Raw genomic sequence first — 24,944 nt, 5'->3', positions numbered from 1 at the left:
CCACAAAAAAATGGAACGTTTATCTGCCGTTATTCATGCCAGGTTTCTTGGCGATACCATACAAGAGCACACGAATGGCAGAATGATAAAGCGCGAGCACATTGTCGAGCTTGGCCATTTGAGACATCTGGCTTAAACCCGCGATCAAGCTTTCAAATATAATTGAGAGGTGCTCCACGTTATGGTTCTCAAATTCACCCTGATCAATCCCTTGCTGCAGCAATTTCTGATTAAATTCCAGTCGATTCCGAATGATCTGGGTAATCCGCTGTTCCACATCCTCGCTCATACTCTCGCTGCTGTTCAGAAATTCATCCAGTGCTTTGGAGAACGGGTGGTTCAAATCATCAAACACCAATTGATCCGCGATGCCGTACAATTTGTCCGTGATGGTGGTATATTGATGTTCTTTGCTGCTCCACTTTTGCTCCCATTCCAGATCCCATTCCTCGATGAGATACAGAAACAGCCCTTCCTTGCTTTTGAAGTGGTAGTAAATGTTACCCTTACTGCTTCCCGTTGCTTCAACGATTTCCTCAATCGAGGTCGACTTGTATCCTTTTTGCATAATGAGGGCTTTGGCCGCTTCAGCGATGCGCCGCTTGGTGTCTTCGCTTTGCTGTTGTTTTTTGTTCATTAGCGCCCCCCTTATAGGTACAGATTTTGTCATTATTTTTCTATACTGAACGTTCGTTCTGTATCTTATCAAATGGATTTAAAATATTCAAGTGGGAGTTTGAATGTCCGAAACAGCGAGAAATCAGCTGATGAAAAATAACCGTTACCTCCTGCAGGCAGCGGTTATTTTAGCATTGCAATGGGATGAATCAGTGGTTTACTTCAATAAACTTATGCGATTTATCATGATAGGAGAGCAGCTCGGATACAGTAACAAATGTGAAGCCACGCTTTTGCAGCTCCGGCAAAATCACGCTGAGCGCCTCCACCGTCTGTGTACTGGTCGGGACAAAATCGTGCATAAGCACGATGTCTCCATTGTGCGCGTTATCCAGAACCTTTTTGACGATCCGGTTAACGCCGGGCTTTCGCCAATCCAGCGTATCCTGGTGCCATGACCATAATACGGTCAGCATACCGATATCTTTGCTTGTCCTTACAATGGATTCATTGTAACTTCCACCGGGCGGGCGGAACAATACGGTTTTACTGCCTGTCGCTTTGAAAATCGCTTCCTGGGTCCGGTTCAGTTCACTGGTTAATTTGCTGGCGTTGATATTGTGGAAGGAAGGATGAGTGTAGGAGTGGTTTCCTATTTCATGCCCTTCGTGAAGCTCACGTGCCACGATATCGGGGTGTTTCTCCACCCGGTTGCCCACAACAAAGAAAGTCGCCTTTGCGCCATATTGTTTTAACAGATCCAGAATTTCAACGGTCGTATGTGCATCCGGACCATCATCAAAGGTGAGGGCAATCACTTTGCTGGGTGTGGGCACTTCCCATACGATCTCTCCGCGTTCCTCATAGTAGTCTCTTCCCTTGGAAGCAGACGGCACATGATCTGCATCAACATGCTCATTAAGGCACAGGGAGAGGGAGAGAGTAAGCCATATAACAGTTGAGAGCTTTTTCATGGTGATCATTATCCTTTTCTCTGCTGTTCTAGTCTTGGCATGTGACATGCAAGCTTCTTTATCATTTGGTGAACACGGTAAAATTATTCCTAATGTCTGGCTCAGACGCCGTTCAGAGCATGTTAATGGTAGAAAGGAGTGATCCAGATGCAATCACGTAATCGTTCGAATGCCCAAGGGATTGACGTGAGCCGCTACCAGGGGGTGGTGGATTGGGCAAAGGTAAAGGCTTCCGGTAAAGCATCGAACATAACGGAGCAGCGCGATCGAATCGATGAATTAGAGCAGCGACTCGGGGCAATCGAGAAAAATGGGGGATCGCATTCAGGGTGATGCGAAAAAATATGAGTTTCATATATTGACATCATATGGTTAGACATGGTATTATCGATTTTGTCGCCAGAACGAAAAGAATCGCAAAATTTTCCGTTAATCGGTATGAATCCCATATGGTGATTTGAATAGAGCGAATCTAAGATAAAATATGCCGGGGTGGCGGAATTGGCAGACGCACAGGACTTAAAATCCTGCGGTAGGTGACTACCGTACGGGTTCGACCCCCGTCCTCGGCATTATAACAGCGTCTGGTAAGATGCGAAATAAGTCGGCCCCCTGTATGGGTGCCGGCTTGTTTTTTTAATTGACAAGAGGTCAATTTTTTTGACGAGGCTATTATCGGAACAAACGGAATGGAAGACGGTAAAGTCCTTTCTATAAAAATCGCATTCTTTTATAATTCCACGCTGACCTGTGTGAGGAGGAGGGGAGGAGAGATGCGGGTGTTTAATAATGATTGGGACGTTATCCTGAACGGAGAGATGGATAAGCCTTATTTTCAAGCGTTGATGGAACGGGTGGACGAGGAATACCGGCGCAGCACGGTGTATCCTCCTAAGGAAGATATATTTCGAGCTCTTCACCAAACATCGTATGAATCCACAAAAGTCGTTATTTTGGGACAAGATCCCTATCACGGACGAAAGCAGGCACAGGGATTAAGCTTTTCCGTTTCACCCGGAGTTACGATTCCTCCGTCTCTGCGCAATATACATAAGGAGCTGGCATCCGATTTGGGTGTACCTGTTCCGCACCATGGCTCTTTGCAGTCGTGGGCTGATCAGGGGGTGCTGCTGCTTAATGCGGTTCTTACGGTACGCGAAGGTGAGCCCAATTCGCATAAAGGAATCGGGTGGGAGCGATTCACGGATACCGTTATTGCAAAGCTGAATGAACGCGATCAGCCAATGGTGTTTATATTATGGGGCAGTTACGCACAGAAGAAGGGTTCTTTCATAGACCGAAGTCGGCACAAGGTGCTTGAGTCCAGTCATCCGAGTCCATTTGCAGCGCACAAAGGTTTTTTCGGCAGTCGTCCATTTTCAGCATCGAATGCTTATTTAATGCAAAAGGGTATGGATCCGGTGAATTGGGACATCCCAAGCACATCGGGCGATGGAGTTGAATAATCCGCGAGAGGTGACCTTCATGAAGCATTGGATCGGTCGTCATGTTGTCATTCAGCGTTTAGACGGGGCGAAAAGCACGGTTGAAGGTGTGTTGAAATCATGGGACCCCATTCAGGAGAAGGTCATTCTTGGCCCGGGGGAGCTTGTCATCCCGTTTCGCTCCATTCATAGAATAATGCCGAGAAATTCTTCTCCGGCTTTAAACTCTATCGGTTATGTCGTGAATCATACGATTCAATTTGATAATGCAGTCTACTTTGGATCTTGTGTGATGGTATGGAGGGGCAATCAATTGGTCTCCTCTCAGGCCGTTCTTGCTTCTCATGATGAGGAGACGGTCACACTGTCAAATGGAATGATTTTGCGTAAGGACGAGCATTATTTTGTCGTTCGGTCCTTGCGGGGCAATGTGTAATCATTTGAATAAAGGATATCCCCAGCAGCCATAGTAAAGTTGGCGGGGACATCCTTTTTTTTGTTTGAATGAAGGATAAGCAGAATTCCTTGAAGCGTTTAAGCCTCCTCTACTTTTTCAGCAAGGAAGAGTTCGTAGATCCGCACCACGAGAATTTTAATGATCATATAGGCAGGAATAGCGAGCAGGATACCGAGGAGTCCGAAGAAATCTCCACCTACCAGAATAAGGACCACCGTGGTTAGAGGGTGAATATCGAGCTGTTTGCCATAGATTACAGGGGTCAGAATATTATCTTGAATTTGCTGTGCGATCACAATAACAACGACAGACCATATGGCGATGGACGGAGCTTCAATGAACCCGACGATAACGACAGGGATGGTTGCAAGCAGCGCACCGATATACGGAATGAAATTCAAGAAGAAGGAGATTACGGTTAACAACAAGGAATAGGGCAGTCCAATAATTAAAAATCCGATATAAATCAGAACGCTAAGTATAAGATTAAGGATGACTTTGCCGATAATAAAATTGCTGAGTGCGGAATCAATCTCACCCAGCACTTCCTGACCGTCACGGCGGAATCGTCTAGGCAGAACGCTGAGCAATCTTGGCGGCAGCTTGTTGCCCTCCTTGAGCATGTAGTACAGAATGATGGGAATCGTAGCAATAATGACAACAACACCGGATACAACGGTAATCAGGTTGTTGATGGAGTTGCTAATCCAGGTAATGATGCGATTCATATATTCCGTGAGCGAAGTGGTCAACTCTGATTCGGTTGGTATGAAGCGGGACCAGTACGGATTCTGCTGCAGCTGGTCAATCTGTTCCTGGACGCCCTCCACTAGGAAAGGGGCGTTGCTTATGAAAGTCTCCATCTGTTCCCGAAGTGTCGGCCACACCACGATGCCAAAGATCGCACAGAGTCCGGCAAACACGAAATACAGCATCAAGACGCCAATGGAGCGTTTGATTTTCTGGCGTTCCAGGTAATCGACAATTGGCCGAAGCAGGTAATAGAAGAAGCCGGCCATCGCGACAGGAACAATCAACATGTTGAACATGGAGACGATTGGGCGGAACAAAAAGCTGATCTCGGATCCTAGATAAATGATTAAGAGCAGCGCGATTATACCGAAGCATGTCCTGAAATATTTGCTCTGCATCATGGGCAATCCCTCCATAACAACGAATAGGTAAATACGTAAGTACCATATAACATTTGTATTTAACCAATTTGGAGGGATTTGAAATCACCAGTCTATGTTATTAGTTTCGTATGGTGACCTGGGTATGCAGGGGTACGAGCGAAGCAAGCTGCACAACATCCTCATTGTACATCCGAATGCAGCCATGGGAAACGGATCTGCCGATGGATGAAGGATCATTCGTGCCATGGATGCCGTAGTGCGGTTTGGACAAACCTAACCAATAAGCTCCGAATGGTCCGCCTGGATTGGGCTCTTTGGTGACGATTGTGTAATTGCCGGGAGGGGTCTGCGTGGCCATTTTGCCTACAGCAATCGGGTACGTATGTACCACGGCGTCACCGTCCAGCAAATGCAGCTGATAGTTGGCCACATCGACAATGATGCGGTACTTGGGCATCATCATCCACCTCCTTTTTCATCCATGTTATGAATCGGGGAAGGCATTCGACCCAGATTTGGCCTAAAATAGGCAGATTGCACCTTCACGGTTTGGAAGAAATTTCATCCGTTGATAAGGGCGGGGCGATGTTATATTTAATAATGAAAAGCTTTACATCAGGAAGGGGATAACCGATGTCTCCTGTTGGGTTTTATCAAAAATACATCAAAAATAATATGTTTACCAAAATGCTGCTCTTGATTTCCCTGATTGCGGTGGTCACCATCGTAACTTTATCTTTTCTAATGTATTATTTCTTGTTTCAATCCGCTGTTCGCAGCGAACTGGATATCCAGCGCAGCGGAGTTGAACGGGTGGAGCGGCACGTGAATCAAAAATATGAGAATGTACAGTCCTACGTGAATGATTTGTATCGCAATGGTTCCCTTGGCCTTGACACCTCCTACTTTCTCATGAACTCGTTCAATGAATATATTGCCAAGCGGATGAACCGGATTGTGGGCAGCGGGCAGTCCAATACGGATAGTGTGCTTGCTTACTTTAAGCAGCGGCTGGACGATGATCCGGATATTGAGAATATTATGCTGTACAGTGCCGAGAAGCAGTATGTGTATGTATATAAACAGGGCAGCATGACCCGGCTCTATCAGGCGAACGCTACGCATTCTTACATACCCGATGTTATGGCCATGGAAAGCCAGAGCGTCACACTGCCGAATTTCTGGGTTCGCAAGCTGGCTGGAGATGCTGCTGTACCGCTATTCTCGATACGGAGCCCGATCAATGATATGACCACCTACAAGAATCTGGGGCATCTGCTTGTTTTATTCCGGACGGAAGCGCTCGCAACCGTGCTGAACAGCAGCGAGGATGAGATGAAGGGATCTGTAATGGTCCTGTCGGGTGATGGCAGCGTAATGTTTGATTCTGGTGGCAGATATTATGGCGAGAAGTATCCGTATGCGGAGCGGCTGCTCAATTCCAAGGAAACCGTATTCTTGGACGAGGAGTCGTATGTAACCATATCGGCTCACAATCAGGCGGGTTACACGGTGGTAGGGATTACTCCGAAGCACGAGGTTGCGGAATCCCTGCATGGCTTGCAGAGCACGATTATTATTGCAGCCATGTTATGCATTGTTGTTGCCGTTTCCATTCCGGCCCTGATGATTGTGAACTACTCCAAGCGGACCGATAACATCATCCGATTCATGCGCAAGGTGGAGAAGGGCGAGTTTGTTGCCCGGATGCAGGATACCAAGGAGGATCAGCTGGGGCAAATTGCCGGCAGCTTTAATGAAATGCTGGATGAGCTGACACGATATATCGATAAGGTATATAAAGCGGAGATCAACCAGAAGAACGCGGAGCTGTCCGCGCTGCAGGCCAGAATTAACCCGCATTTTCTATATAATACGCTTGAAGTGATACGAATGAGAGCTCTCTCTCAGGGCGCTCAGGATGTTGGCGATATGATCTACAGCTTATCGATGCTGTTTAAGAATATCGTACAGCGCAAGTCCAACTATACGTTGAAGGATGAGCTGGAAGCTTGCCGGCTCTATCTGGAACTGTTCCGTATTCGCTATAAGGACAAGTATATTTATAAAATGTTCTGCGAGGAACCAATCAAGAGTGTGCCGATGATGAAAATGTCGCTGCAGCCGCTCATTGAGAACTATATTGTACATGGATTGCGGAGCGACCAGGATGATAACTGGCTATCGATCACCGCTACGCAGCAGGACGGTGAGGTCTGCATTGTGATCAAGGATAACGGGAAGGGAATCGAACCAAAGCGGCTTGAGGATATCCGTGCAAGACTGCAGATGGCTGAGTCCAACGGAGAATCCTTTGGGCTGCGAAGTGTGAATGAACGGTTAAAGCTGACGTTTGGAAGTTCTTACGGGATGGACATCGAGAGTGAGCCGGGTAACGGAACGACGGTGACCGTCAGATTTCCGGTGACAGAAGGGAAGTTGGATAACGATGTATAAGGTATTTATCGTGGATGATGAGCCGTTCATTATAGAAGGATTGGTAGATGTCGTGGATTGGTCCAAGTATGGCATTGAGGTGGTGGGTCACGCAGGAAACGGTCGCCAGGCATTGGAGAAGATGGCGGTCGTCCCCGTTGATATCCTCATAACGGATATATCAATGCCTGTGATGACAGGACTTGAATTGATAGAAGGCGCACGCAAGCTGAACCGCAATCTGAAGGTGATCATCCTCAGCGGCTTTGACGATTTTGCCTATTTGAAGGAAGGTATGCGTCTCGGGATCGAGAATTATTTGCTCAAGCCGATCAATCTGAAGGAACTGGAAGAGACCATTGCCAGTACGACCGATAAGATGAACAATGCCAAGAGAGAAATGAGACTGGACGAATACGACATTAACATTCTGCGAAGCAATATTCTATACCGCTGGATCACGGACCGGATTGAGCCGGAGGAGCTGGAGGAACGCGCAAATCTTCTGGGGCTGAACCTGAATTTGCCCTATGTCATGGCATCCATACTGCGAGCTGATTTCACGCCGCTTGAGAGCTGTCTGTATCAATTGATGGAGCAGGAGCAGGGCGTTATGTATTTCCGGGACAATGACGGCGACCATGTGGTGATATTTATGATGAGGGAGCCGGATACGGAAAAGGCGAGGGCGATCAGGCTCCTGCAGCAGGTGCGCGAGCAGTGTTATGAAGAGGAGCTGTGCATATCGCTTGGGAGCATAGAGAGCCTCGGAGGAAATTATAAGGATAGCTATCTCCATGCGAAGGAGGCACAGGAATACTATCTCGTGCTGGAGCAGCCCTCCTACGTGGATTATGTTGATGTTCAGGCGAAGAAGGGCGAAGCCGCGGAATCCTACACGGTCCAGTGGCCTGAGTATGCAAAAGGCATCGCTGGCAGGGACAAGCAGGGGCTGTTTGAGCTGATCGACAGCGATTTTGACCGGCTTCGCCACACGCAGGGCATGACCCCAACGATACTGAAGAGTGTCGCGGTTGAGATGGTTGTTCGCCTGAAGCTGGAGCTTAACGATATTCAATACACGGCTGCCCCCGATTTTGTAAAAAACACGATTACCGATATTATGGAGTCCATATCGATAGACGACTTGATTACGGCCGTGAAAGAAGGGGTCGGCGGTCTGGTTGACTCGCTCAACAATGACGTGAAGAGCCCTGTCATTCAGCAGATTTTGCACCATATCCAGCAGCATTTTAACGAGGATTTGTCATTGAAGGTGTTGGGTGCCCAATACCATATTCATCCCGTGTATCTTGGGCATCTCTTTCACAAAGAAACGGGAGAGAGCTTTACGGAGTATATTAACAGGTACCGCATCGATAGAGCCAAAGAACTACTGCGAAACTCCTCTGCCAAAGTTCAAGATATCGCAAAAAATGTAGGTTACTGGGAAACGGGTTATTTCTATAAACAGTTCAAAAAGTTTGTCGGCGTATCGCCAAGAGACTTTAGAGGAATGCTCTGATTGATTTAATCAGAGTTTTTTCTTTATTTTCACCATAATTCCTTTAATTTTTCGCCTATGTGAAACTGCTTTCATGGGATAACCTTATAGGTGTAGAGACACAAGGATTCAAAAGGGAGGATAAACATGAGTAAATCGAAAAAGAAATGGCTTCTGCCGCTTACGCTTCTTTTGTCCGCATCCATGCTGCTGTCAGCATGTGGAGGCAATAAGGAAGAGAGTGCAGGAAATGGCGGGGGAACTGCCGAAAAACCGGTAGAGCTGATCTGGTACACGATCGGAACACCTCAAAAGGATGTTGACAAGGTTGAAGAGGAAATCAATAAATACACAACTGAGAAGATTGGTGTAACCGTTGACATGAAAATGATCGACTTCGGTGACTACAACCAGAAGATGCAGGTAATGGCAGCTTCCGGGGAACCGATGGACATCCTCTTCACAAGCTCATGGGCGTTCGACTATGTACAAAATGCACGTAAAGGCGCATTCATGGAATTGGATGCACTGATCGAAAGCCATGGACAAGGCATTAAAGACGCAATTGATCCGGCGTTCCTGGAAGGTTCCAAGGTAGACGGACACAATTACGCAATTCCGGCAAATAAAGAGCTTCCTGCTCAAGAAGCATGGCGCTTTAATAAAACGCTGCTTGATAAATACAATCTCGATATTTCAGGCGTGAAATCGATGGAAAGCCTGGAGCCGCTGCTCAAAACGATTAAGGAAAATGAACCAAACGTTGTTCCATTGGCCGTAAGCAAGGATTTCGGCCCGCTGCTTCCGTTTGATTACATCATCGAAAAGATGCCAATGGCTGTATACCTGGATGACAAGGAAGAATTAAAAGTTGTGAACTTCCTCGAAATGCCAGAAACGATGGACATGCTCAAATTGATGAACAAGTATTACAAAGCGGGATATATCTCCCCAGAAGCAGCTACAACAACTTCGACGCAAGACCTGATGACATCCGGCAACTGGTTTGCGGATCGTGCGGCAACACAGCCGTTCGCAGACAATCTGTGGAGCCAAAGCTATGGCTATCCGGTCGTATCTACGCCGGCTGGCGATGCCAACATCTTTAACTGGTCGGTTATGGGTTCCATGCAAGCGATCTCCGCTAACTCGAAGTACCCTGAGAAAGCGATGGAATTCCTGAACTTGCTGAACACGGACGTATATCTTCGCAACCTGGTTGACTCCGGTATCGAAGACGTGCATTACAAGAAGCTTAGCGAGAATGTAATGGAAAACTTGCCAGAATCGAAAAACTACGACATGCCTACCTTCGCACTTGGGAATGTTATGCTGACGTACTTGAATCCTGAAGATCCCGAGAACAAATGGGAAGAGTTCAAGAAGTTTAACGAGTCCGGCAAGCCTGCTCCGCTGCTCGGTTTCAACTTCGATCCAACCAAAGTATCCACAGAGCTCGCTGCAGTCAATAACGTAAAAGAAGAGTTCTGGGCACCGCTGATGACAGGTACCGTGAATCCGGAAGAGTTCCTGCCAAAAGCGAATGAAAAGCTGAAAGCTGCTGGTCTGGACAAGATCATGGCTGAAGCACAAAGCCAAATTGATGCTTGGAAAGCAAGCAAGTAATAACAATGCATGAAGCAGTCCGCATGTCCACTATGGGCAAAGATACCGCTTCAGCATGAACAAGGACGGGGCGGCGGATGTTCACCGCCCTTCTTTTGTTCATTCATATACTTCACGAGGAGGGGTAAGCGTGAGAGCAATCGGACAGTTTTTCAAAAATATTATGACGAATAAGGCCATGCTGTTCATGGTTTTACCGGGGACCCTATGGTTTCTCTTATTCTCATATTTGCCTATGTTCGGGACCATCATTGCATTTAAGGAATACCGCTTTAGCCGGGACGGCTTCTGGGCAAGCATCGTTAATAGTGAATGGGTAGGCTTCCAAAACTTTAAGTTCCTGTTCAGTACCAACGATGCTTACATCATTACCCGCAATACCGTGCTTTATAATTTTGTGTTTATTATTCTCGGTCTCGTTCTTTCCGTGGCACTGGCTATCGTATTGTCTGAAATCGTGAACAAGAAATTGGCGAAAATCTATCAAACCGGGATGTTCTTGCCGTATTTCTTATCTTGGGTTATTGTAGGTTATTTTGCTTTCAGTTTCCTGAGCATGGACAAGGGGATGCTGAATCAAATCCTGGGCTGGTTCGGGATGGAGCCGGTTCAGTGGTATTCCGAGGCCAAGTACTGGCCGATATTCCTGACGCTGATCAGCTTGTGGAAATCCGTAGGTTACAACAGCGTTGTCTATCTGGCAGCGATTATGGGGATCGACAGATCCTTGTACGAGGCGGCAATGATTGACGGAGCGAACAAATGGCAGCAGATTAAAGCCATTACCCTTCCGATGCTGAAACCGCTGATGACAATCTTAACTCTTCTTGCGATCGGTAAAATCTTCTACGCTGACTTTGGTCTGTTCTATCAAGTGCCAAGGGATTCGGGAACATTGTATTCTGTAACGAATGTTATCGATACCTATGTATATCGTGGTCTGAAAACAACAGGCGAAATCGGAATGAGTACCGCTGCAGGACTGTACCAGTCGGTAGTCGGCTTTATCCTGGTTATGGTATCCAACTACATCGTGCGTAAATATGACAAGGATAACGCTTTGTTCTAATCGATCAATCTACCAAGAAGGGGGTATGTGATGTGTTCAAATCGAAAAGCAAGATGAAAGATTTCCATGAGCTTTCATCCGGGTGGAATGTCGTATTCAACCTGATAGCCGGTATTTTCTCGTTCCTGTGTGTATTTCCGTTCTTATTCGTGATGATCATCTCATTTACAGATGAAGGTTCTCTGGCCCGCAACGGATATCAGATCTGGCCGGAAAAATGGAGCCTTGAGGCTTATAAATATGTATTCCAAACCGGGGATACACTTCTTCGTTCGTACGGCGTTACGATTTTTGTGACGGTTGTAGGTACGCTGATCAGTTTGTTTATTATTTCGCTGTACGCTTATGCGGTCTCCCGCAAAGGGTTCAGATATCGTAATTTCTTCTCGTTCTTTGCATTTTTCACGATGCTGTTTAACGGCGGTTTGGTGCCGACTTATATCGTAGCAACGCAACTGCTCGGCTTGAAGGATTCGATCTGGGCTCTGATCCTGCCACTGGCGGTTAATGCCTTCTATATTATGATTCTTCGAACCTTCTACAGCACGAGTGTTCCGGATGCCATCATTGAATCCGGTAAAATCGACGGCGCGAGTGAATTTAAAATATTCTACAAGCTGGTATTGCCGCTTTCCCTGCCGGGTCTGGCAACCATCGGACTGTTTAGCACCCTCGGCTACTGGAACGACTGGTTTAATGCACTTCTCTATATTGATGATCCCAACCTGGTTCCACTGCAATCCATGCTGATGCGGATTGAGACCAGCATGCAGTTCATCCTGCAGAATTCCCAGAATTCATCCCTTAGCATGGCCGCTCTTCAGAGCATGCCGCAGGATACGTCACGGATGGCCATGGTCGTTCTGGCAACCGGGCCGATTATTCTGGCCTATCCTTTCTTCCAGCGCTATTTCATTCAAGGTCTGACCATCGGCGCGGTTAAAGAATAAATTCTTCATGTACCGGAGGGTATGAGATGACTTATCAAGATTCCAGTAAACCCATTGCGGAAAGAGTGGAACATCTTCTTGGCCTTATGACAACGAAGGAAAAGGTGGGCCAGTTGGTCCAGCCGTTCGGCTGGAAGACCTATGAGGTGAAGGAAGGCCGGATTACCTTAACGGATTCATTTAAAGAGCAAGTGAAAGATGGCGGCGTCGGCTCCCTGTACGGGACCCTTCGCGCCGATCCATGGACCGGTGTAACACTTGAAACCGGTCTTTCTCCACGTGAAGGAGCGGAAGCCGTTAATCAAATTCAGCGGTATGCAATCGAGAATTCCCGTCTCGGCATTCCGATCCTCATCGGGGAGGAATGCTCGCATGGTCATATGGCCATTGGCGGCACGGTGTTTCCGGTACCGCTCTCAATCGGAAGCACATGGAATGTGGAGTTATACCGGGATATGTGCCGAGCCGTTGCGCTTGAGACGCGCAGTCAGGGCGGTGCTGTGACCTATTCCCCGGTCTTGGACGTTGTACGCGATCCCAGATGGGGACGTACCGAGGAATGTTTTGGCGAAGACCCCTACCTGATCAGTGAATATGCAGTCGCATCGGTTGAAGGCCTTCAAGGCGAGTCTTTGGACAGTCCGAGCAGTGTTGCAGCAACGCTGAAGCATTTCGTAGGTTATGGCAGCTCTGAAGGCGGAAGGAATGCGGGACCTGTGCACATGGGGACCCGTGAGCTGATGGAAGTGGATATGCTACCGTTTCGGAAGGCCGTGGAAGCGGGAGCTGCCTCCATTATGCCGGCTTATAACGAGATCGATGGCGTGCCTTGCACCGTAAATACGGAGCTGTTAGGCGACATTCTCCGCAAGGAGTGGGGCTTTGACGGCATGGTGATCACCGACTGTGGTGCCATCGACATGCTGGCCAGCGGCCATGATACGGCAGAAGACGGAATGGATGCCGCTGTTCAGGCTCTATCGGCCGGTATCGATATGGAGATGTCAGGTGAGATGTTTGGCAAATATCTGCAAACGGCAATCGAGCAAAACAAGCTGGAGGCCTCCGTTCTGGATGAAGCCGTTCGCCGCGTATTGACTTTGAAATTTAAACTCGGTTTATTTGAGAGTCCATACGTTGAACCACAGATCGCCGAGGAAGTGATCGGCAGCGAACAGCACGTAGAACTTGCCAGACAGCTTGCGGCAGAAGGCATCGTGCTGCTTAAGAATGAAGGAAAGGCCCTGCCGTTACCGAAGGACGGGGGCGTGATTGCTGTCATTGGACCTAATGCCGATCAGGGATACAATCAGCTTGGGGACTATACATCACCACAGCCGCCAGCAAGCGTGGTCACGGTGCTGGATGGGGTTCGTGCCAAGCTGGGGGATGTTCCAGACCGTGTATTGTATGCTCCGGGCTGCCGTATTAAGGACGATTCCAGGGAGGGTTTTGAATTCGCATTAGCTTGTGCGGATCAGGCCGATACCGTGGTGTTGGTGCTGGGCGGCTCCAGCGCCCGCGATTTCGGCGAAGGAACGATCGATTTGCGCACAGGGGCTTCGAAGGTCACGGACGACGCTTTAAGCGACATGGACTGCGGCGAAGGCATCGACCGGATGACGCTGCAGCTATCCGGCGTTCAATTGGAAATGGCCCAAGAGATTCATAAGCTTGGCAAGCGGATGATCGTTGTGTATATCAACGGCCGGCCGATTGCGGAACCGTGGATCGACAACCATGCCGATGCCATTCTGGAAGCGTGGTACCCGGGTCAGGAGGGCGGACATGCGATTGCCGACATCCTGTTCGGGGATGTGAATCCGTCCGGGAAGCTAACCTTGTCAATCCCAAAAGATGTCGGACAGCTTCCGGTTTATTACAACGGCAAGCGGTCGCGCGGCAAGCGTTACCTCGAAGAAGATTCCCAGCCGCGTTATCCGTTTGGGTATGGGCTTAGTTACACCGAATTCAGTTATTCGGATATCCAGCTATCCTCGGATGTCATTGGAATCGGCGAAACGGCAGTTGTCACCGTCAACGTCACGAATAGCGGCACTCGGGAAGGATCCGAAGTTGTTCAGCTGTATGTGAGCGATGTGGCCAGCAAATACACAAGACCAGCCTGTGAACTGAAGGGTTTCCGCAAAATATCTCTGAAGGCTGGAGAAAAACGAAAGATTGAATTTACGATAGGCGCCGAACAGCTTCAATATGTCGGTCAAGATTATAAGCAGGTTGTTGAACCAGGTCTGTTCCGAATCATGGTTGGCAGACATGTCAATGACACGCTGAGTGCGGATTTGACCGTGCAGGAGGGCTGATGGATGGAACGCATTAGGCGATTTATACGCGAATTGTCGGAGCGCCAGTGGCTTGAGTCGAGAGAACTCAAGGGGTGGGATATTACGCGGACCACTTATATGGTTCCGGGCGTGTATGAAGACTCAGCCCCTTTTGCCGAAGGACATGACTTCAACAGATTTCCGAGCACGCAGGGCACAACCTATTTCTTTCGAATGAGCCTTGAACTGCCCCCGCAGTGGGCAGATGGCGTGATAGGGCTTCTGTTTCAGTCCGGAGGCGAAGCTTTGCTGCGCGTTAACGGAGCTTCGTATCAGGGTTTGGACCGCAATCATACGTTTGTAACGCTTGATCCGAAGCGCACCGGCATGAACATGGAGCTGGAAATCGAATTATACGATCCGATTCCGGAGCCCGTGGATCCGCTCAATCAGCAGGCTGTCATTCAGCCTCCGATTACCCGAGTACAGAGTCTGCTTGTCAACGTGAACGTGCCTGTTCAGAGTCTGATGTACACTGCAACTGTTATCAGGGATTCGGTTATACTGCTGCCGGACAACGATATGCGGCGCATCCGATTGATGGAGGCCTTATATCAGGCGATGGATCGTTTTGTAAGTCTGAATGAGGCATCGATCATCGCAGGTGAAATGGTGACCGCGATTGAGCAAGAGCTTGTGCAGCAGGTTACAGCCATTGGCGGCCATGCTGAAGGAACCGAGCACATGGTCGGACAGTCTCATATCGACATCGCCTGGCTGTGGCCGGTCCGGGAAACCGTTCGAAAAACAAGCCGGACCTTCTCCACGGTGGACGCGCTGATGAATGAATACCCGGAATACAAATATGCGCAGAGCCAGCCCTTGCTGTATCAATTCCTGAAAGATCATGATCCCGAGCTGTACGAGAGAGTGAGGGCTAGAATCATGGAGGGACGCTGGGAACTGGTCGGCGGGATGTGGGTCGAGCCGGATTTAAACATTCCGAGCGGAGAGTCCCTCATGCGCCAGATGCTCTATGGACAGCGCTTCTATCAGGAAGAGTTCGGTTTGACATCACATATTGAATGGCTCCCGGATACGTTCGGATATTGTGCATCACTGCCCCAGATATTGAAGCATGGCGGCATTCGTTATTTCATGACAACAAAGCTCGGCTGGAATGATACGAATGTGTTCCCGTACGACTTATTCCACTGGGTAGGCATTGACGGAACACCGATGCTCTCCTATCTTAATCATGGCGTGAACGAGAACACACTGCCAAAAGATGTTCACGAGCATTGGCAGTCTTACCGGCAAAGACCCGTCCATCCGGAGCAGATGCTGCTCTATGGACACGGTGATGGCGGCGGGGGTGTGACTCGCGAGATGCTGGAATATATCAATCGGGCTGAGCTGATGGTTGGGCAGCCTGCCAGCAAGTACAGCACGGCCGCCGAATTTTTCGAAGGGATTGACGCCGCTTCGCCAAAGCTGCCGAAATGGCGCGGGGATTTATATCTTGAGCTGCATCGAGGAACCTACACAACCCACGCACGGAACAAGCGCTTTAACCGCAAGGCGGAAATCTTGTACCGTGAAGCCGAGTTATGGAGCTCGGTTGCATTCCCGTCGATGGGCGGTGGGCAGAAGCAGGAAATCGTCAGCGAGCTGCATGAGGGCTGGAAGCTGATATTGCTTAATCAATTCCATGATATTATTCCGGGCTCTGCCATTACGGAGTCTTATGTTACCTCTGAGAAGGAATATGCCGAGGTGTTCCGGAAGGGGAATCGCAGTCTCTCCCAAGGGCTGCAGGTATTGGCCGGTCAGGCCGATACAGAAGGGGGAGGTCTACCCTATGTCATCTTCAATGGACTTGGATGGGAAAGAAATGCGGTTATTTCGATTGAGGGCGGACCGGAGCTTGTTAGCCACGCTCCCTATGATTCCGATGGAGCGCTGCTGCAGTATGATGTTCGGACCTTAGAGAGCGGCGAAGCCTTTCAGGGCTTGAACGTTTATGTTCAAGGCATCCCCGCGTTTGGTTACAAAACGATTTGGCTTAGACCCTCGGCAGGAAACGAGGCAGCGGCGGAGAAGTGTTCTACTGGACTTTCGGATGGCTGGGAAACGGAGTTTTATAAGGTCCGCTTTAACGCGCAGGGCGAAATCGTGAGTCTGTGGGACAAAGATGCGGAGCGGGAAGTGATTAAGCCAGGGGAAGCCGCAAATCGCTTCCACTTCTTCCATGACCGTCCGACCCTGTGGGATGCATGGGATATCGATACTCGCTATGAGGAGCAAATAGCCGATCAAGCGCAACTGATCGAGATGAGGCTGCTGATGGCGGGTGAAGTACAGGATGTGCTTCGTTTCCGTTGGCGCATCCATAACTCGGAGATCACGCAAGATTTGATTTTTTATCATCATGACCGGCGGATCGACTTCAAGACCTTTGTCAGCTGGAACGAATCGCACAAGCTGCTGAAAGTCGGCTTCCCGATCGCTGTTGTTGCCAATAAGGCAACGTATGAGATTCCGTTCGGTACTATTGAGAGACCGACCCATCGCAATACGAGCTGGGAGCAGGCGCAATATGAGGTCTGCGGACACCGCTTCGCCGATGTATCGGAGCATGGATACGGCGTCAGCCTCATCAATGACTGCAAGTACGGGTACGACATTCAGGACAGCACGATCCGGTTGTCCCTGCTGCGAGCGCCGAAATGGCCCGATGTTACAGCAGACCTGGGAGAGCATGAATTCACATATTCCCTGTATCCGCACGAAGGAGACTGGAGAAATGCCGGCATCGTTCGTAAAGCTGCCGAGCTGAATCATGAACTGCCATGCGTGCGAACAAGTTCGAAGCAGGGCATTCAGCCCTCTGTTCATTCTTTGATCCCATTCGAGAGCCAGCATGTTGTGCTGGATACGGTTAAACCTGCAGAGGACGGAACCGGTTATATTCTGCGATTCTATGAATCCGCCGGGGGTAGAGACGAAGTGAAACTCACTTGGCCTTATCCTTGCGAAACGGTCCATCTGTCCAATGCAATTGAAGAGGAACTCGAAAGGCTGGATACAGCAGAAGGAAGGTTAACCCTTCATTTCCTGCCGTATGAGATCAAGACCATCAAATTGACTACACAACATACCTAATCAAAAGGAGCCAGAACAAATCATGGAACAATTCAGACTCCCCAAAATACCAATGCCGGAGCTTGAGCTGCCGCAATCGATTCAGGCGGTTCTGCAAGAGGCCGAAGAAAAATTAGCACATCGTCCCAAGCTGCTGCAGCTGTTCAAGAACTGTTTTCCAAACACGCTGGAGACCACAACGAAGCTGATGGAGGACGGGACGACATTTGTCATTACCGGTGACATTCCGGCTATGTGGCTGCGTGATTCGGTAGAACAGGTAATTCATTACATTCCGTTTGCGAAGAACGACCCCGAGCTTCAGCGTATACTCAGCGGATTGATCAAGCGCCACTTCCAATATATTCATATCGATCCTTATGCCAATGCCTTTAATGAATCCGCGAACGACTGGCACTGGAACACAACCGATGAAACCGAAATGTCGCCATGGGTCTGGGAGCGGAAGTTCGAGATCGACTCACTCTGCTTCTCTGTCCGCCTGGCCTACCTGTACTGGAAGGAAACGGGCCTGACGGACGTATTTGATGCAAACTTCAAGTCAGCGATGATCAAAATCATCGAGCTGTTTAAAACCGAACAGCATCATTTCGAGAAATCACCTTACCATTTCACGCGGGACAACGGCATACCTACCGATTCCTTGCGCAACAACGGACTTGGCATGCCGGTTAACTATACGGGCATGATCTGGTCCGGCTTCCGTTCAAGCGATGATGCCTGCGATTTTCATTACAATATTCCAGGGAATATGTTCGCCGTTGTAGCCCTGCGTCAAATGCAGGAATTTGCGGAATGGGTATTCCGTGATATGAAACTGCTTGATGAGCTGAAGCGCCTTACAGCCGATGTGGATCACGGGATTCAGTTATACGGTATTTACCGTCATCCGGAGTTTGGCCCGATTTACGCTTATGAGACTGATGGTTATGGGAATTACTGTCTGATGGATGATGCAGGCACGCCCGGTCTGATGTCTATTCCGTATCTGGGTTATGTGACTGCAGATGATCCGATCTATCAGAACACCAGACGATTTGCGCTGAGCAAAGAAAATCCTTTCTATTACGAGGGGGCAGTTGCCAAGGGAATTGGCAGTCCGCATACGCCGCCGGATTATATTTGGCATATGGCATTGTCCATGCAGGGAATTACGGCGCAGACGGCAGAAGAGAAGCTGGAGATGATCGCGCTGCTGGAAGCGACCGATGCGGATACCGGCTTCATGCATGAGGGCTTCCATGCCGATGATCCTAAAGTCTTTACTAGATCATGGTTTGCCTGGTCCAACAGCCTGTTCTCGCAATTGGTGTACCAGGCGATGAAAGCAGGGATTCTATGAGTGAACGCCTGATTGTATTCTATGATCCGTCCTTTCCGGCAGCTGAAGCTGCCGGACTGCCGGTATCGGCAGCCGGTCTGGATATGTTCGATTCCGTGTGCGGCGCAGAGAACTTGGCTGAAACGCTGGCAGCAGCAGGGGGACAAGGCGTTAGCTTTGTCAATTTACACGCTCCGTACTTTCCGAAATCCGCCTGGAGAGCCATCCTGGACTTTCTGAGAAATGGCGGCGGCTTGGTCAGTGTTGGGGGTGCCCCATTCAAACGTCCCGTCCGTATGGAGGACGGTGCCTGGGTGGTAGAGCATGAACAGACGGCATATCATCAGCAGCTGAACATTCATGAGGCGCTGCCTGTGGATTGTGGGCGCGTGAATGATTTGATCGCGAGTGAAGATATTCCGCTGATGGAGAACAGTCACAAACGGTTTACCGTTAAGGATACATGGAACTTGGTTCCGCATGTTACCAAGAGCAGCGATCTGCCTCACCAGATGGGCTCGGCAGGACCGATGGATACGCGGATTTATCCGCTCCTCAAGGGATGTACAGCCAAGGGAAGGCAAGTCGCTGCTCCTGTAGTTCTGTGGGAGAACGTTGGCGGGCCGTTTCTGGGAGGTCGCTGGTTGTTTGTAAATCAACCTCTCTCCGCCTCCTTCTGGGAACAGGATGGGGGAGAAGAGGTGCGCCGGTGGGCGGCGTTCTGCGCCAAAGGGATTACCGAGCTGTGGATCAAGCCGAATTATGCAACCTATGAGTCCGGCGAGCGCGCGACCCTGACCCTGCAGGCACAACGGATGGGGCGGAATCTGCCTGTCCATGAGCCGCAGAGCTGGACGTTCCGCATCTCGGTTCAGCATGACCTGGATGAAGCTCCGGTATGGAATCATTCCGTAACCGTTGATGTAACTGGACAATTTCATGTACAGCGCATTCCGGTTGCGCTTGATATCAAGCCGGGATTTTATCGGGTGTTGTGTGAAGCCGAAGGTCCGGATGGAGAAATCCGCAGGCTGAGACAAGGCTTCTGGGGAGCTGATCATGAGCTTCTGGAGACTGGAACGCCAGTCACCTGCAACCGGGATTACTTTATTAAAGATGGCCGCCCGCTGCCTGTTGTCGGGATGACTTACATGACGTCCGATGTCGCGCGTAAGTTCCTGTTCCTTCCGAATACGGATGTGTGGGATCGCGATATGGCGCAAATGCGCAATGCCGGCATCAATTGGATTCGTACCGGGATCTGGACCGCTTACCGCAATATCATGCAGGTGGACGGGCATGCATCCGAAGAGGTTTTGCGTTCGATTGACGCCTTCCTGTTAACGGCGAAGAAGCATGATCTGCAGGTCACGTTTACGTTCTTCTCCTTTACACCGGAGACTTGGGAAGGACAGAATCCTTACCTCGATCCGCGAAGCGTGGAGGCGCAGAAGCGGTTTATTCGCTCCATTATCACAAGGCATAAAGCTACGAAGAACGTGGACTGGGATTTGATTAACGAGCCTTCCATGTTCGATCCGCCGCAGATCTTCTCGGACGGTCCGCGTTCAGCTAAGGATTCGTTCGAGCAGCAAGCGTATATCGATTGGCTGAAGAAGCGTCATGGCTCGGTTGAGTCTCTGCAGGAACGCTGGAACATGACTTCCGATCAGCTGCCGGCATTCGAGTCAGCGGTTCCTCCGGGACCTGAAGCCATTAATTTCGACGTTCAAGATATGCATCAAGGGAAAAAGGGCACCCAGTGGCTTGATTATGTACTCTTCTCGATGGACATGCACAACCGCTGGGCGAAGGAACTATATGATGATATCAAAGCGGTATGCCCTGACCATATGGTTACGGTTGGACAAGATGAGGCCTTAGGAGCACAGCGTCCATCCCCGTTCTTCTATGCGGAGGCTGTAGACTATACAACGGTTCACTCTTGGTGGTTTAACGATTATCTGATCTGGGACGGCATATTTGCCAAAACGCCGAATAAACCAAACCTCATTCAGGAAACGGGCATCATGTACGTGGAAACACCGGATGGCCGGGCTAAGCGGAGCGAAGCCGAGCTTCGGAACCTGCTGGAGCGCAAATATGCGTACGCCTTCTCAACAGGCGGTGCAGGAGCCGTTCATTGGATCTGGAACACAAACTTCTACATGGATAATGCCAATGAATCGCATATCGGAGCTGTCCGCGCTGACGGGACGGAGAAGCCGGAAGCGGATGTGTCGTATGATTTTGGCGCATTCATGGAGGGCATCCGGGACTTGTTTAAGGGACGGAAGCTTGAAGAGACAGCGGTCATTTTCCCATACTCGAACGATTTCTCGAACCGGAAGTTTGCTTTTGAAGCAACAACGAAGGCGACACGCGCCCTGGCTTACGAGCTGAATGTGCCTTTCCGCGCGGTTGGAGAGTATGATCTAAGCTCGCTGCGGAGACATCCGGTGAAATTCATCGTTCTGCCGAGTGCTCATAATATAGATGACCGGGCGTTTGCCGAGTTGATGGATATCGTAAAAGAAACGGGAGCCACGCTCCTTCTGACCGGACCTGTCGGTCTGGATGCTTATTGGCATCCGGTCGAGCGAATGACGGCAGAGCTGGGACAGCGCAAAGTGGTGAATGTGCGCCGGGAAGAGAGCTTGCGTATCGGGGATGCCACATGGCCCGCGTCATACGGTCATCGGAAAATCGCCGAGCTTAGTAAGGAAATTGTGATCAGCAGCGACGTACATTCAACCGATGAGGCTGGCGACGCCGTCATCGAGGTCAAGCTCGGTGCCGGACGCCTTCTCTGGAGTCCGCTTCCCGTTGAGTTGAATGACCGGATCGATACCCTATCTGCACTGTATCGATACGCATTGGAGTTATCTGCTGCCGACACGGGGCTGATCTGGAGCCAAGGTGGAGACCATTCCGGCGTATACGGACGCAAGGTAACGTTTGAAGAAGGGGCACTCTTCGTATTCGGTTCAGAGCAATCGTGGGATACGAATGTCGAAGTGAAGGATCCTTCAACAGGTCTTATCTATTCATTTATGCTTGAGGCGGATCGCTCGGTACTGTTCGCAGTGGATGCAAGCGGGGATCTGTTATCGGTGTACCGCCCGGATGAGGTTGGAATTACCGTATCGAAAGGCTAACATAAGGGGGACTACGTAGAGATGGATCAATCCAGAAAAGCACATATTATTTCTCATACTCACTGGGACCGCGAGTGGTATTTACCGTATGAAAAGCACCATGTACGGCTGATCGAGCTCATGGACAGCTTGCTCGAGACGATGGATAAGGACTCGGAATACCGCAGCTTTTTCCTTGATGGTCAGACCATTATTATTGAAGATTATTTGCAGGTAAGACCCGAGAAGAAGGAGCAGCTTGAGAAGCTGATCACGGACGGACGCATCATCATCGGGCCTTGGTACATTTTGCAGGATGCGTATCTGACAAGCAGCGAAGCCAATGTGAGAAACATGCAGATTGGGCACCAGGATGCCGAGCGTTATGGCACGGTTGCCAAAATCGGTTATTTCCCGGATACGTTTGGACTTACGGGCCAAATCCCGCAGCTGATGCAACAGTCCGGTATCGATAACGCCTTCTTCGGCCGGGGCGTGAAGCCAACTGGCTTTAACAATACCGTTTCCGATAGCGGTTATGAGTCCTCGTTCTCCGAATTAATGTGGGAAGGTCCGGACGGCTCCAAGGTGCTGGGCATCCTGTTTGCCAACTGGTACAGCAACGGCAACGAAGTTCCTGTTGACGAAGAAGAGGCGAAGAAGTTCTGGGACCGCAAGCTGGCGGATGCCGAGAAGTATGCTTCCACGCCCGAACTGCTCTATATGAACGGTTGCGACCATCAGCCGATTCAGATTGATCTCCCGGAAGGCATCCGTACGGCGAAGAAGCTGTATCCGGATACGGAGTTCATTCATTCCAATTTTGATGATTACCTGAAAGCGGTTCGTGAGAAACTGCCGCAGGACCTGTCCTCCGTAACAGGAGAGCTGCGCAGCCAGCGGACGGACGGCTGGGGAACGCTCGTGAATACCGCCTCGGCTCGTGTATACCTGAAGCAGATGAACCAGCGCGGCCAGACCCTGCTGGAAAAAGTGGCCGAGCCGCTGGCGTCGTACGCAAGCCTGCTTGGCAAGGAGTATCCGCATCATCTGTTCACTTATGCCTGGAAAACGCTGATGCAGAATCATCCGCATGACAGCATCTGCGGCTGCAGCGTGGACGAGGTTCACCGCGAGATGGTCACCCGCTTCGAGAAAAGCGCCCACGTGGCCGAAAATATTGTGGATGACAGCATCCGCGTGATCGCGGATGCGGTTGAAACAACCGGATTCGAGCAGTGGGGCTCTGATCCGCTGCCGCTGGTCGTATTTAATACGACCGGATGGACACGCAGCGGTACGGTCAGCATCGAGCTGGACGCTAAGCGGCTCTATTTCAGGGAAGGCTACTCTTTGGAAGAAACGAGCCGCCGGATGAAGGAAATCGATTTGTCCGGCCGCATTCTGGTTAACGCGCAGGGTGAATCAGTACCGTGTACCGTTGAAGATCTTGGTCTTCAGTTCGGATACGATCTCCCGGATGACCGGTTCCGCCAGCCTTATATGTGCCGCAGGGTCAGACTGACATTCGAGGCAAGCGAAATTGCGGCAATGGGTCTGACAACCTACGCATGGGTGAAAAGTGAGAATAAGCCAACTCCGATTAAATCCCTGATCAGCCAATCCAACGTAATGGAGAACGAGCTGCTCAAGGTTGAGATCGAAGGGGACGGTTCCTTCACCTTAACGGATAAGAAGAATGGACAGGTATACCGCGATCTGGGCGTCTATGAGAATACCGGGGATATCGGTAACGAATATATGTACAAACAGCCGGATGGCGAAACGGCATTGACTACAAAAGGCCAAACCGCCCAAATTTCGGTCCTGGAGGATTCACCATACCGCGCTTCCATCGAAATCGTCCATAACTGGTCCATTCCGGCTATGGCCGACGGCAAGCTGGACGAAGAGCAGCATGAACTGGTGTATTACCCGAACCGCAAGGCCAAAAGATCAAGCGAGATGGTGCCGTTGTCCATTCGTACCGTGCTCAGCCTGAACCGTTGCGGCAAAGGTGTCGAGATCGAAGCCACGATGGATAATCAGGCGAAGGATCATCGGGTGCGTGCGTTGTTCCCAACGGATCTGCAGGCAGCGTCTCATAACGTGGATTCCATGTTCGAAGTGGCGAAGCGGGACAACGAGCCGGCTGCCGAATGGGAGAACCCGAGTTATACGGCTCATCAGCAGGCCTTCGTGGATGTTACCGCGGCTGCAGCAGGCTTGACGGTGGCGAACCAGGGCTTGAACGAATATGAAGTGCTGCGTGACGGTCGCAACACGATCGCGGTTACACTGCTGCGCTCCGTCGGTGAGCTCGGGGATTGGGGTTACTTCCCAACGCCGGAAGCTCAGTGTATCGGCGTTCATACGGTTCGCATGGAAGTGATTCCGCACCAGGGCGACGGCATCGCTTCCGGCGCTTATGCCGAGGCTTACCAGTTCCAGATCCCATGGACGGTTGCTCAGACCGGAGTTCATGCAGGTACCGTTGCATCGACCTCCGTGCCGCTTGGATGGAGTCATGAAGAGCTTGCCTTCTCTTCCCTGAAGGTGAACCGGAAGACAGGCGATCTGATGCTGCGCTGGTTCAATATGGCAGGCACGGATGCAGAGCTGAAGTTGCAATCTTCCCTGCCAACCCAGGGCGTTTATAAGAGCTCGATATTGGAAGAAGAGGGATCCGTTCAAAGCTTGGATGACAAGGGAAGCTGCACGCTGCCAGTCAAGCCATATGAGATTGTGACACTTGGTGTTAAAGTTTCGGCCGAGTAAGAAACCTAATATATAGGCTGGGAAGGATATTAGCTTCTCGCCT

Annotated in this window: 17 protein-coding genes and 1 tRNA gene; 14 read left to right on the top strand and 4 right to left on the bottom strand. The window is 50.0% G+C overall.

What is annotated here, in order from left to right; all coding sequences use genetic code 11:
- Nucleotides 1–19: 19 nt before the first annotated feature.
- Together PGL02S_RS22730 and PGL02S_RS22725 are read right to left on the bottom strand one after the other, a co-directional pair.
- Complete coding sequence (locus PGL02S_RS22730) at nucleotides 20–637, bottom strand: TetR/AcrR family transcriptional regulator (RefSeq protein ID WP_036637949.1); 618 nt, start codon at nucleotides 635–637, stop codon at nucleotides 20–22.
- Between the two features lie 190 nt (nucleotides 638–827).
- On the bottom strand, nucleotides 828–1,592 hold the full coding sequence (locus PGL02S_RS22725; RefSeq protein ID WP_036638018.1) for a polysaccharide deacetylase family protein: 765 nt from the start codon (nucleotides 1,590–1,592) through the stop codon (nucleotides 828–830).
- A 147-nt stretch (nucleotides 1,593–1,739) separates the two neighbouring features.
- Here PGL02S_RS22725 and PGL02S_RS22720 point away from each other — a divergent pair, with 147 nt between their 5' ends.
- The 4 genes from PGL02S_RS22720 (at nucleotide 1,740) to PGL02S_RS22705 (ending at nucleotide 3,473) form a co-directional block, all read left to right on the top strand.
- The gene (locus PGL02S_RS22720) at nucleotides 1,740–1,925 is read left to right on the top strand and encodes a hypothetical protein (RefSeq protein ID WP_036637952.1); all 186 of its coding nucleotides are present in this window, start codon (nucleotides 1,740–1,742) and stop codon (nucleotides 1,923–1,925) included.
- Between the two features lie 153 nt (nucleotides 1,926–2,078).
- Nucleotides 2,079–2,164: transfer RNA gene (locus PGL02S_RS22715), tRNA-Leu, on the top strand.
- A 207-nt stretch (nucleotides 2,165–2,371) separates the two neighbouring features.
- A complete protein-coding gene (locus PGL02S_RS22710) occupies nucleotides 2,372–3,058 on the top strand; it encodes a uracil-DNA glycosylase (protein WP_036638021.1) in 687 nt (228 codons plus the stop codon).
- A complete protein-coding gene (locus PGL02S_RS22705) occupies nucleotides 3,045–3,473 on the top strand; it encodes a hypothetical protein (RefSeq protein ID WP_255308663.1) in 429 nt (142 codons plus the stop codon). The genes PGL02S_RS22710 and PGL02S_RS22705 overlap by 14 nt, the downstream gene beginning before the upstream one ends.
- 98 nt (nucleotides 3,474–3,571) lie before the next feature.
- Here PGL02S_RS22705 and PGL02S_RS22700 read toward each other — a convergent pair whose 3' ends face one another.
- Nucleotides 3,572–4,648: an AI-2E family transporter gene (locus PGL02S_RS22700; RefSeq protein ID WP_036637956.1), complete on the bottom strand. Its 1,077-nt coding sequence runs from the start codon at nucleotides 4,646–4,648 to the stop codon at nucleotides 3,572–3,574.
- A gap of 100 nt (nucleotides 4,649–4,748) precedes the next feature.
- Nucleotides 4,749–5,087: a L,D-transpeptidase gene (locus PGL02S_RS22695; RefSeq protein ID WP_036638025.1), complete on the bottom strand. Its 339-nt coding sequence runs from the start codon at nucleotides 5,085–5,087 to the stop codon at nucleotides 4,749–4,751.
- A gap of 176 nt (nucleotides 5,088–5,263) precedes the next feature.
- Here PGL02S_RS22695 and PGL02S_RS22690 point away from each other — a divergent pair, with 176 nt between their 5' ends.
- The 10 genes from PGL02S_RS22690 (at nucleotide 5,264) to PGL02S_RS22645 (ending at nucleotide 24,901) form a co-directional block, all read left to right on the top strand.
- The gene (locus tag PGL02S_RS22690) at nucleotides 5,264–7,087 is read left to right on the top strand and encodes a cache domain-containing sensor histidine kinase (protein WP_036637958.1); all 1,824 of its coding nucleotides are present in this window, start codon (nucleotides 5,264–5,266) and stop codon (nucleotides 7,085–7,087) included.
- On the top strand, nucleotides 7,080–8,591 hold the full coding sequence (locus PGL02S_RS22685) for a response regulator transcription factor (protein WP_036637960.1): 1,512 nt from the start codon (nucleotides 7,080–7,082) through the stop codon (nucleotides 8,589–8,591). The genes PGL02S_RS22690 and PGL02S_RS22685 overlap by 8 nt, the downstream gene beginning before the upstream one ends.
- Before the next feature lie 126 nt (nucleotides 8,592–8,717).
- Nucleotides 8,718–10,196: an ABC transporter substrate-binding protein gene (locus tag PGL02S_RS22680; RefSeq protein WP_006209136.1), complete on the top strand. Its 1,479-nt coding sequence runs from the start codon at nucleotides 8,718–8,720 to the stop codon at nucleotides 10,194–10,196.
- 139 nt (nucleotides 10,197–10,335) lie between these two features.
- Complete coding sequence (locus tag PGL02S_RS22675) at nucleotides 10,336–11,265, top strand: ABC transporter permease (RefSeq protein WP_164481452.1); 930 nt, start codon at nucleotides 10,336–10,338, stop codon at nucleotides 11,263–11,265.
- A 53-nt stretch (nucleotides 11,266–11,318) separates the two neighbouring features.
- Complete coding sequence (locus PGL02S_RS22670) at nucleotides 11,319–12,215, top strand: carbohydrate ABC transporter permease (protein WP_036638029.1); 897 nt, start codon at nucleotides 11,319–11,321, stop codon at nucleotides 12,213–12,215.
- A gap of 26 nt (nucleotides 12,216–12,241) precedes the next feature.
- Complete coding sequence (locus tag PGL02S_RS22665; protein WP_036637963.1) at nucleotides 12,242–14,539, top strand: glycoside hydrolase family 3 N-terminal domain-containing protein; 2,298 nt, start codon at nucleotides 12,242–12,244, stop codon at nucleotides 14,537–14,539.
- 3 nt (nucleotides 14,540–14,542) lie between these two features.
- A complete protein-coding gene (locus tag PGL02S_RS22660) occupies nucleotides 14,543–17,665 on the top strand; it encodes an alpha-mannosidase (RefSeq protein WP_036637966.1) in 3,123 nt (1,040 codons plus the stop codon).
- 22 nt (nucleotides 17,666–17,687) lie between these two features.
- Entirely contained in the window at nucleotides 17,688–19,007 is a 1,320-nt protein-coding gene (locus PGL02S_RS22655) for a glycoside hydrolase family 125 protein (RefSeq protein ID WP_036637969.1), read from the top strand.
- The gene (locus tag PGL02S_RS22650; RefSeq protein ID WP_036637972.1) at nucleotides 19,004–22,144 is read left to right on the top strand and encodes a beta-galactosidase; all 3,141 of its coding nucleotides are present in this window, start codon (nucleotides 19,004–19,006) and stop codon (nucleotides 22,142–22,144) included. The genes PGL02S_RS22655 and PGL02S_RS22650 overlap by 4 nt, the downstream gene beginning before the upstream one ends.
- Before the next feature lie 21 nt (nucleotides 22,145–22,165).
- Complete coding sequence (locus tag PGL02S_RS22645; RefSeq protein WP_036637974.1) at nucleotides 22,166–24,901, top strand: alpha-mannosidase; 2,736 nt, start codon at nucleotides 22,166–22,168, stop codon at nucleotides 24,899–24,901.
- Nucleotides 24,902–24,944: the final 43 nt, after the last annotated feature.

It is taken from the genome of Paenibacillus glucanolyticus NBRC 15330 (assembly GCF_004000885.1).
Classification (GTDB): Bacteria; Bacillota; Bacilli; order Paenibacillales; family Paenibacillaceae; genus Paenibacillus_AQ; species Paenibacillus_AQ glucanolyticus.
Note: the sequence above shows the minus strand (reverse complement) of the source record. Positions and strands in the feature narration are given on the sequence as shown.

What these genes read in the sequence shown, in the direction of transcription:
- PGL02S_RS22725 (WP_036638018.1), bottom strand. Translation starts at nt 1,592, where the DNA reads ATGAAAAAGCTCTCAACTGTTATATGGCTTACTCTCTCCCTCTCCCTG.
- PGL02S_RS22730 (WP_036637949.1), bottom strand. Translation starts at nt 637, where the DNA reads ATGAACAAAAAACAACAGCAAAGCGAAGACACCAAGCGGCGCATCGCT.
- PGL02S_RS22670 (WP_036638029.1), top strand. Translation starts at nt 11,319, where the DNA reads ATGAAAGATTTCCATGAGCTTTCATCCGGGTGGAATGTCGTATTCAAC.
- PGL02S_RS22690 (WP_036637958.1), top strand. Translation starts at nt 5,264, where the DNA reads ATGTCTCCTGTTGGGTTTTATCAAAAATACATCAAAAATAATATGTTT.
- PGL02S_RS22700 (WP_036637956.1), bottom strand. Translation starts at nt 4,648, where the DNA reads ATGATGCAGAGCAAATATTTCAGGACATGCTTCGGTATAATCGCGCTG.
- PGL02S_RS22645 (WP_036637974.1), top strand. Translation starts at nt 22,166, where the DNA reads ATGGATCAATCCAGAAAAGCACATATTATTTCTCATACTCACTGGGAC.
- PGL02S_RS22680 (WP_006209136.1), top strand. Translation starts at nt 8,718, where the DNA reads ATGAGTAAATCGAAAAAGAAATGGCTTCTGCCGCTTACGCTTCTTTTG.
- PGL02S_RS22720 (WP_036637952.1), top strand. Translation starts at nt 1,740, where the DNA reads ATGCAATCACGTAATCGTTCGAATGCCCAAGGGATTGACGTGAGCCGC.
- PGL02S_RS22660 (WP_036637966.1), top strand. Translation starts at nt 14,543, where the DNA reads ATGGAACGCATTAGGCGATTTATACGCGAATTGTCGGAGCGCCAGTGG.
- PGL02S_RS22650 (WP_036637972.1), top strand. Translation starts at nt 19,004, where the DNA reads ATGAGTGAACGCCTGATTGTATTCTATGATCCGTCCTTTCCGGCAGCT.
- PGL02S_RS22705 (WP_255308663.1), top strand. Translation starts at nt 3,045, where the DNA reads ATGGAGTTGAATAATCCGCGAGAGGTGACCTTCATGAAGCATTGGATC.
- PGL02S_RS22665 (WP_036637963.1), top strand. Translation starts at nt 12,242, where the DNA reads ATGACTTATCAAGATTCCAGTAAACCCATTGCGGAAAGAGTGGAACAT.
- PGL02S_RS22655 (WP_036637969.1), top strand. Translation starts at nt 17,688, where the DNA reads ATGGAACAATTCAGACTCCCCAAAATACCAATGCCGGAGCTTGAGCTG.
- PGL02S_RS22695 (WP_036638025.1), bottom strand. Translation starts at nt 5,087, where the DNA reads ATGCCCAAGTACCGCATCATTGTCGATGTGGCCAACTATCAGCTGCAT.
- PGL02S_RS22685 (WP_036637960.1), top strand. Translation starts at nt 7,080, where the DNA reads ATGTATAAGGTATTTATCGTGGATGATGAGCCGTTCATTATAGAAGGA.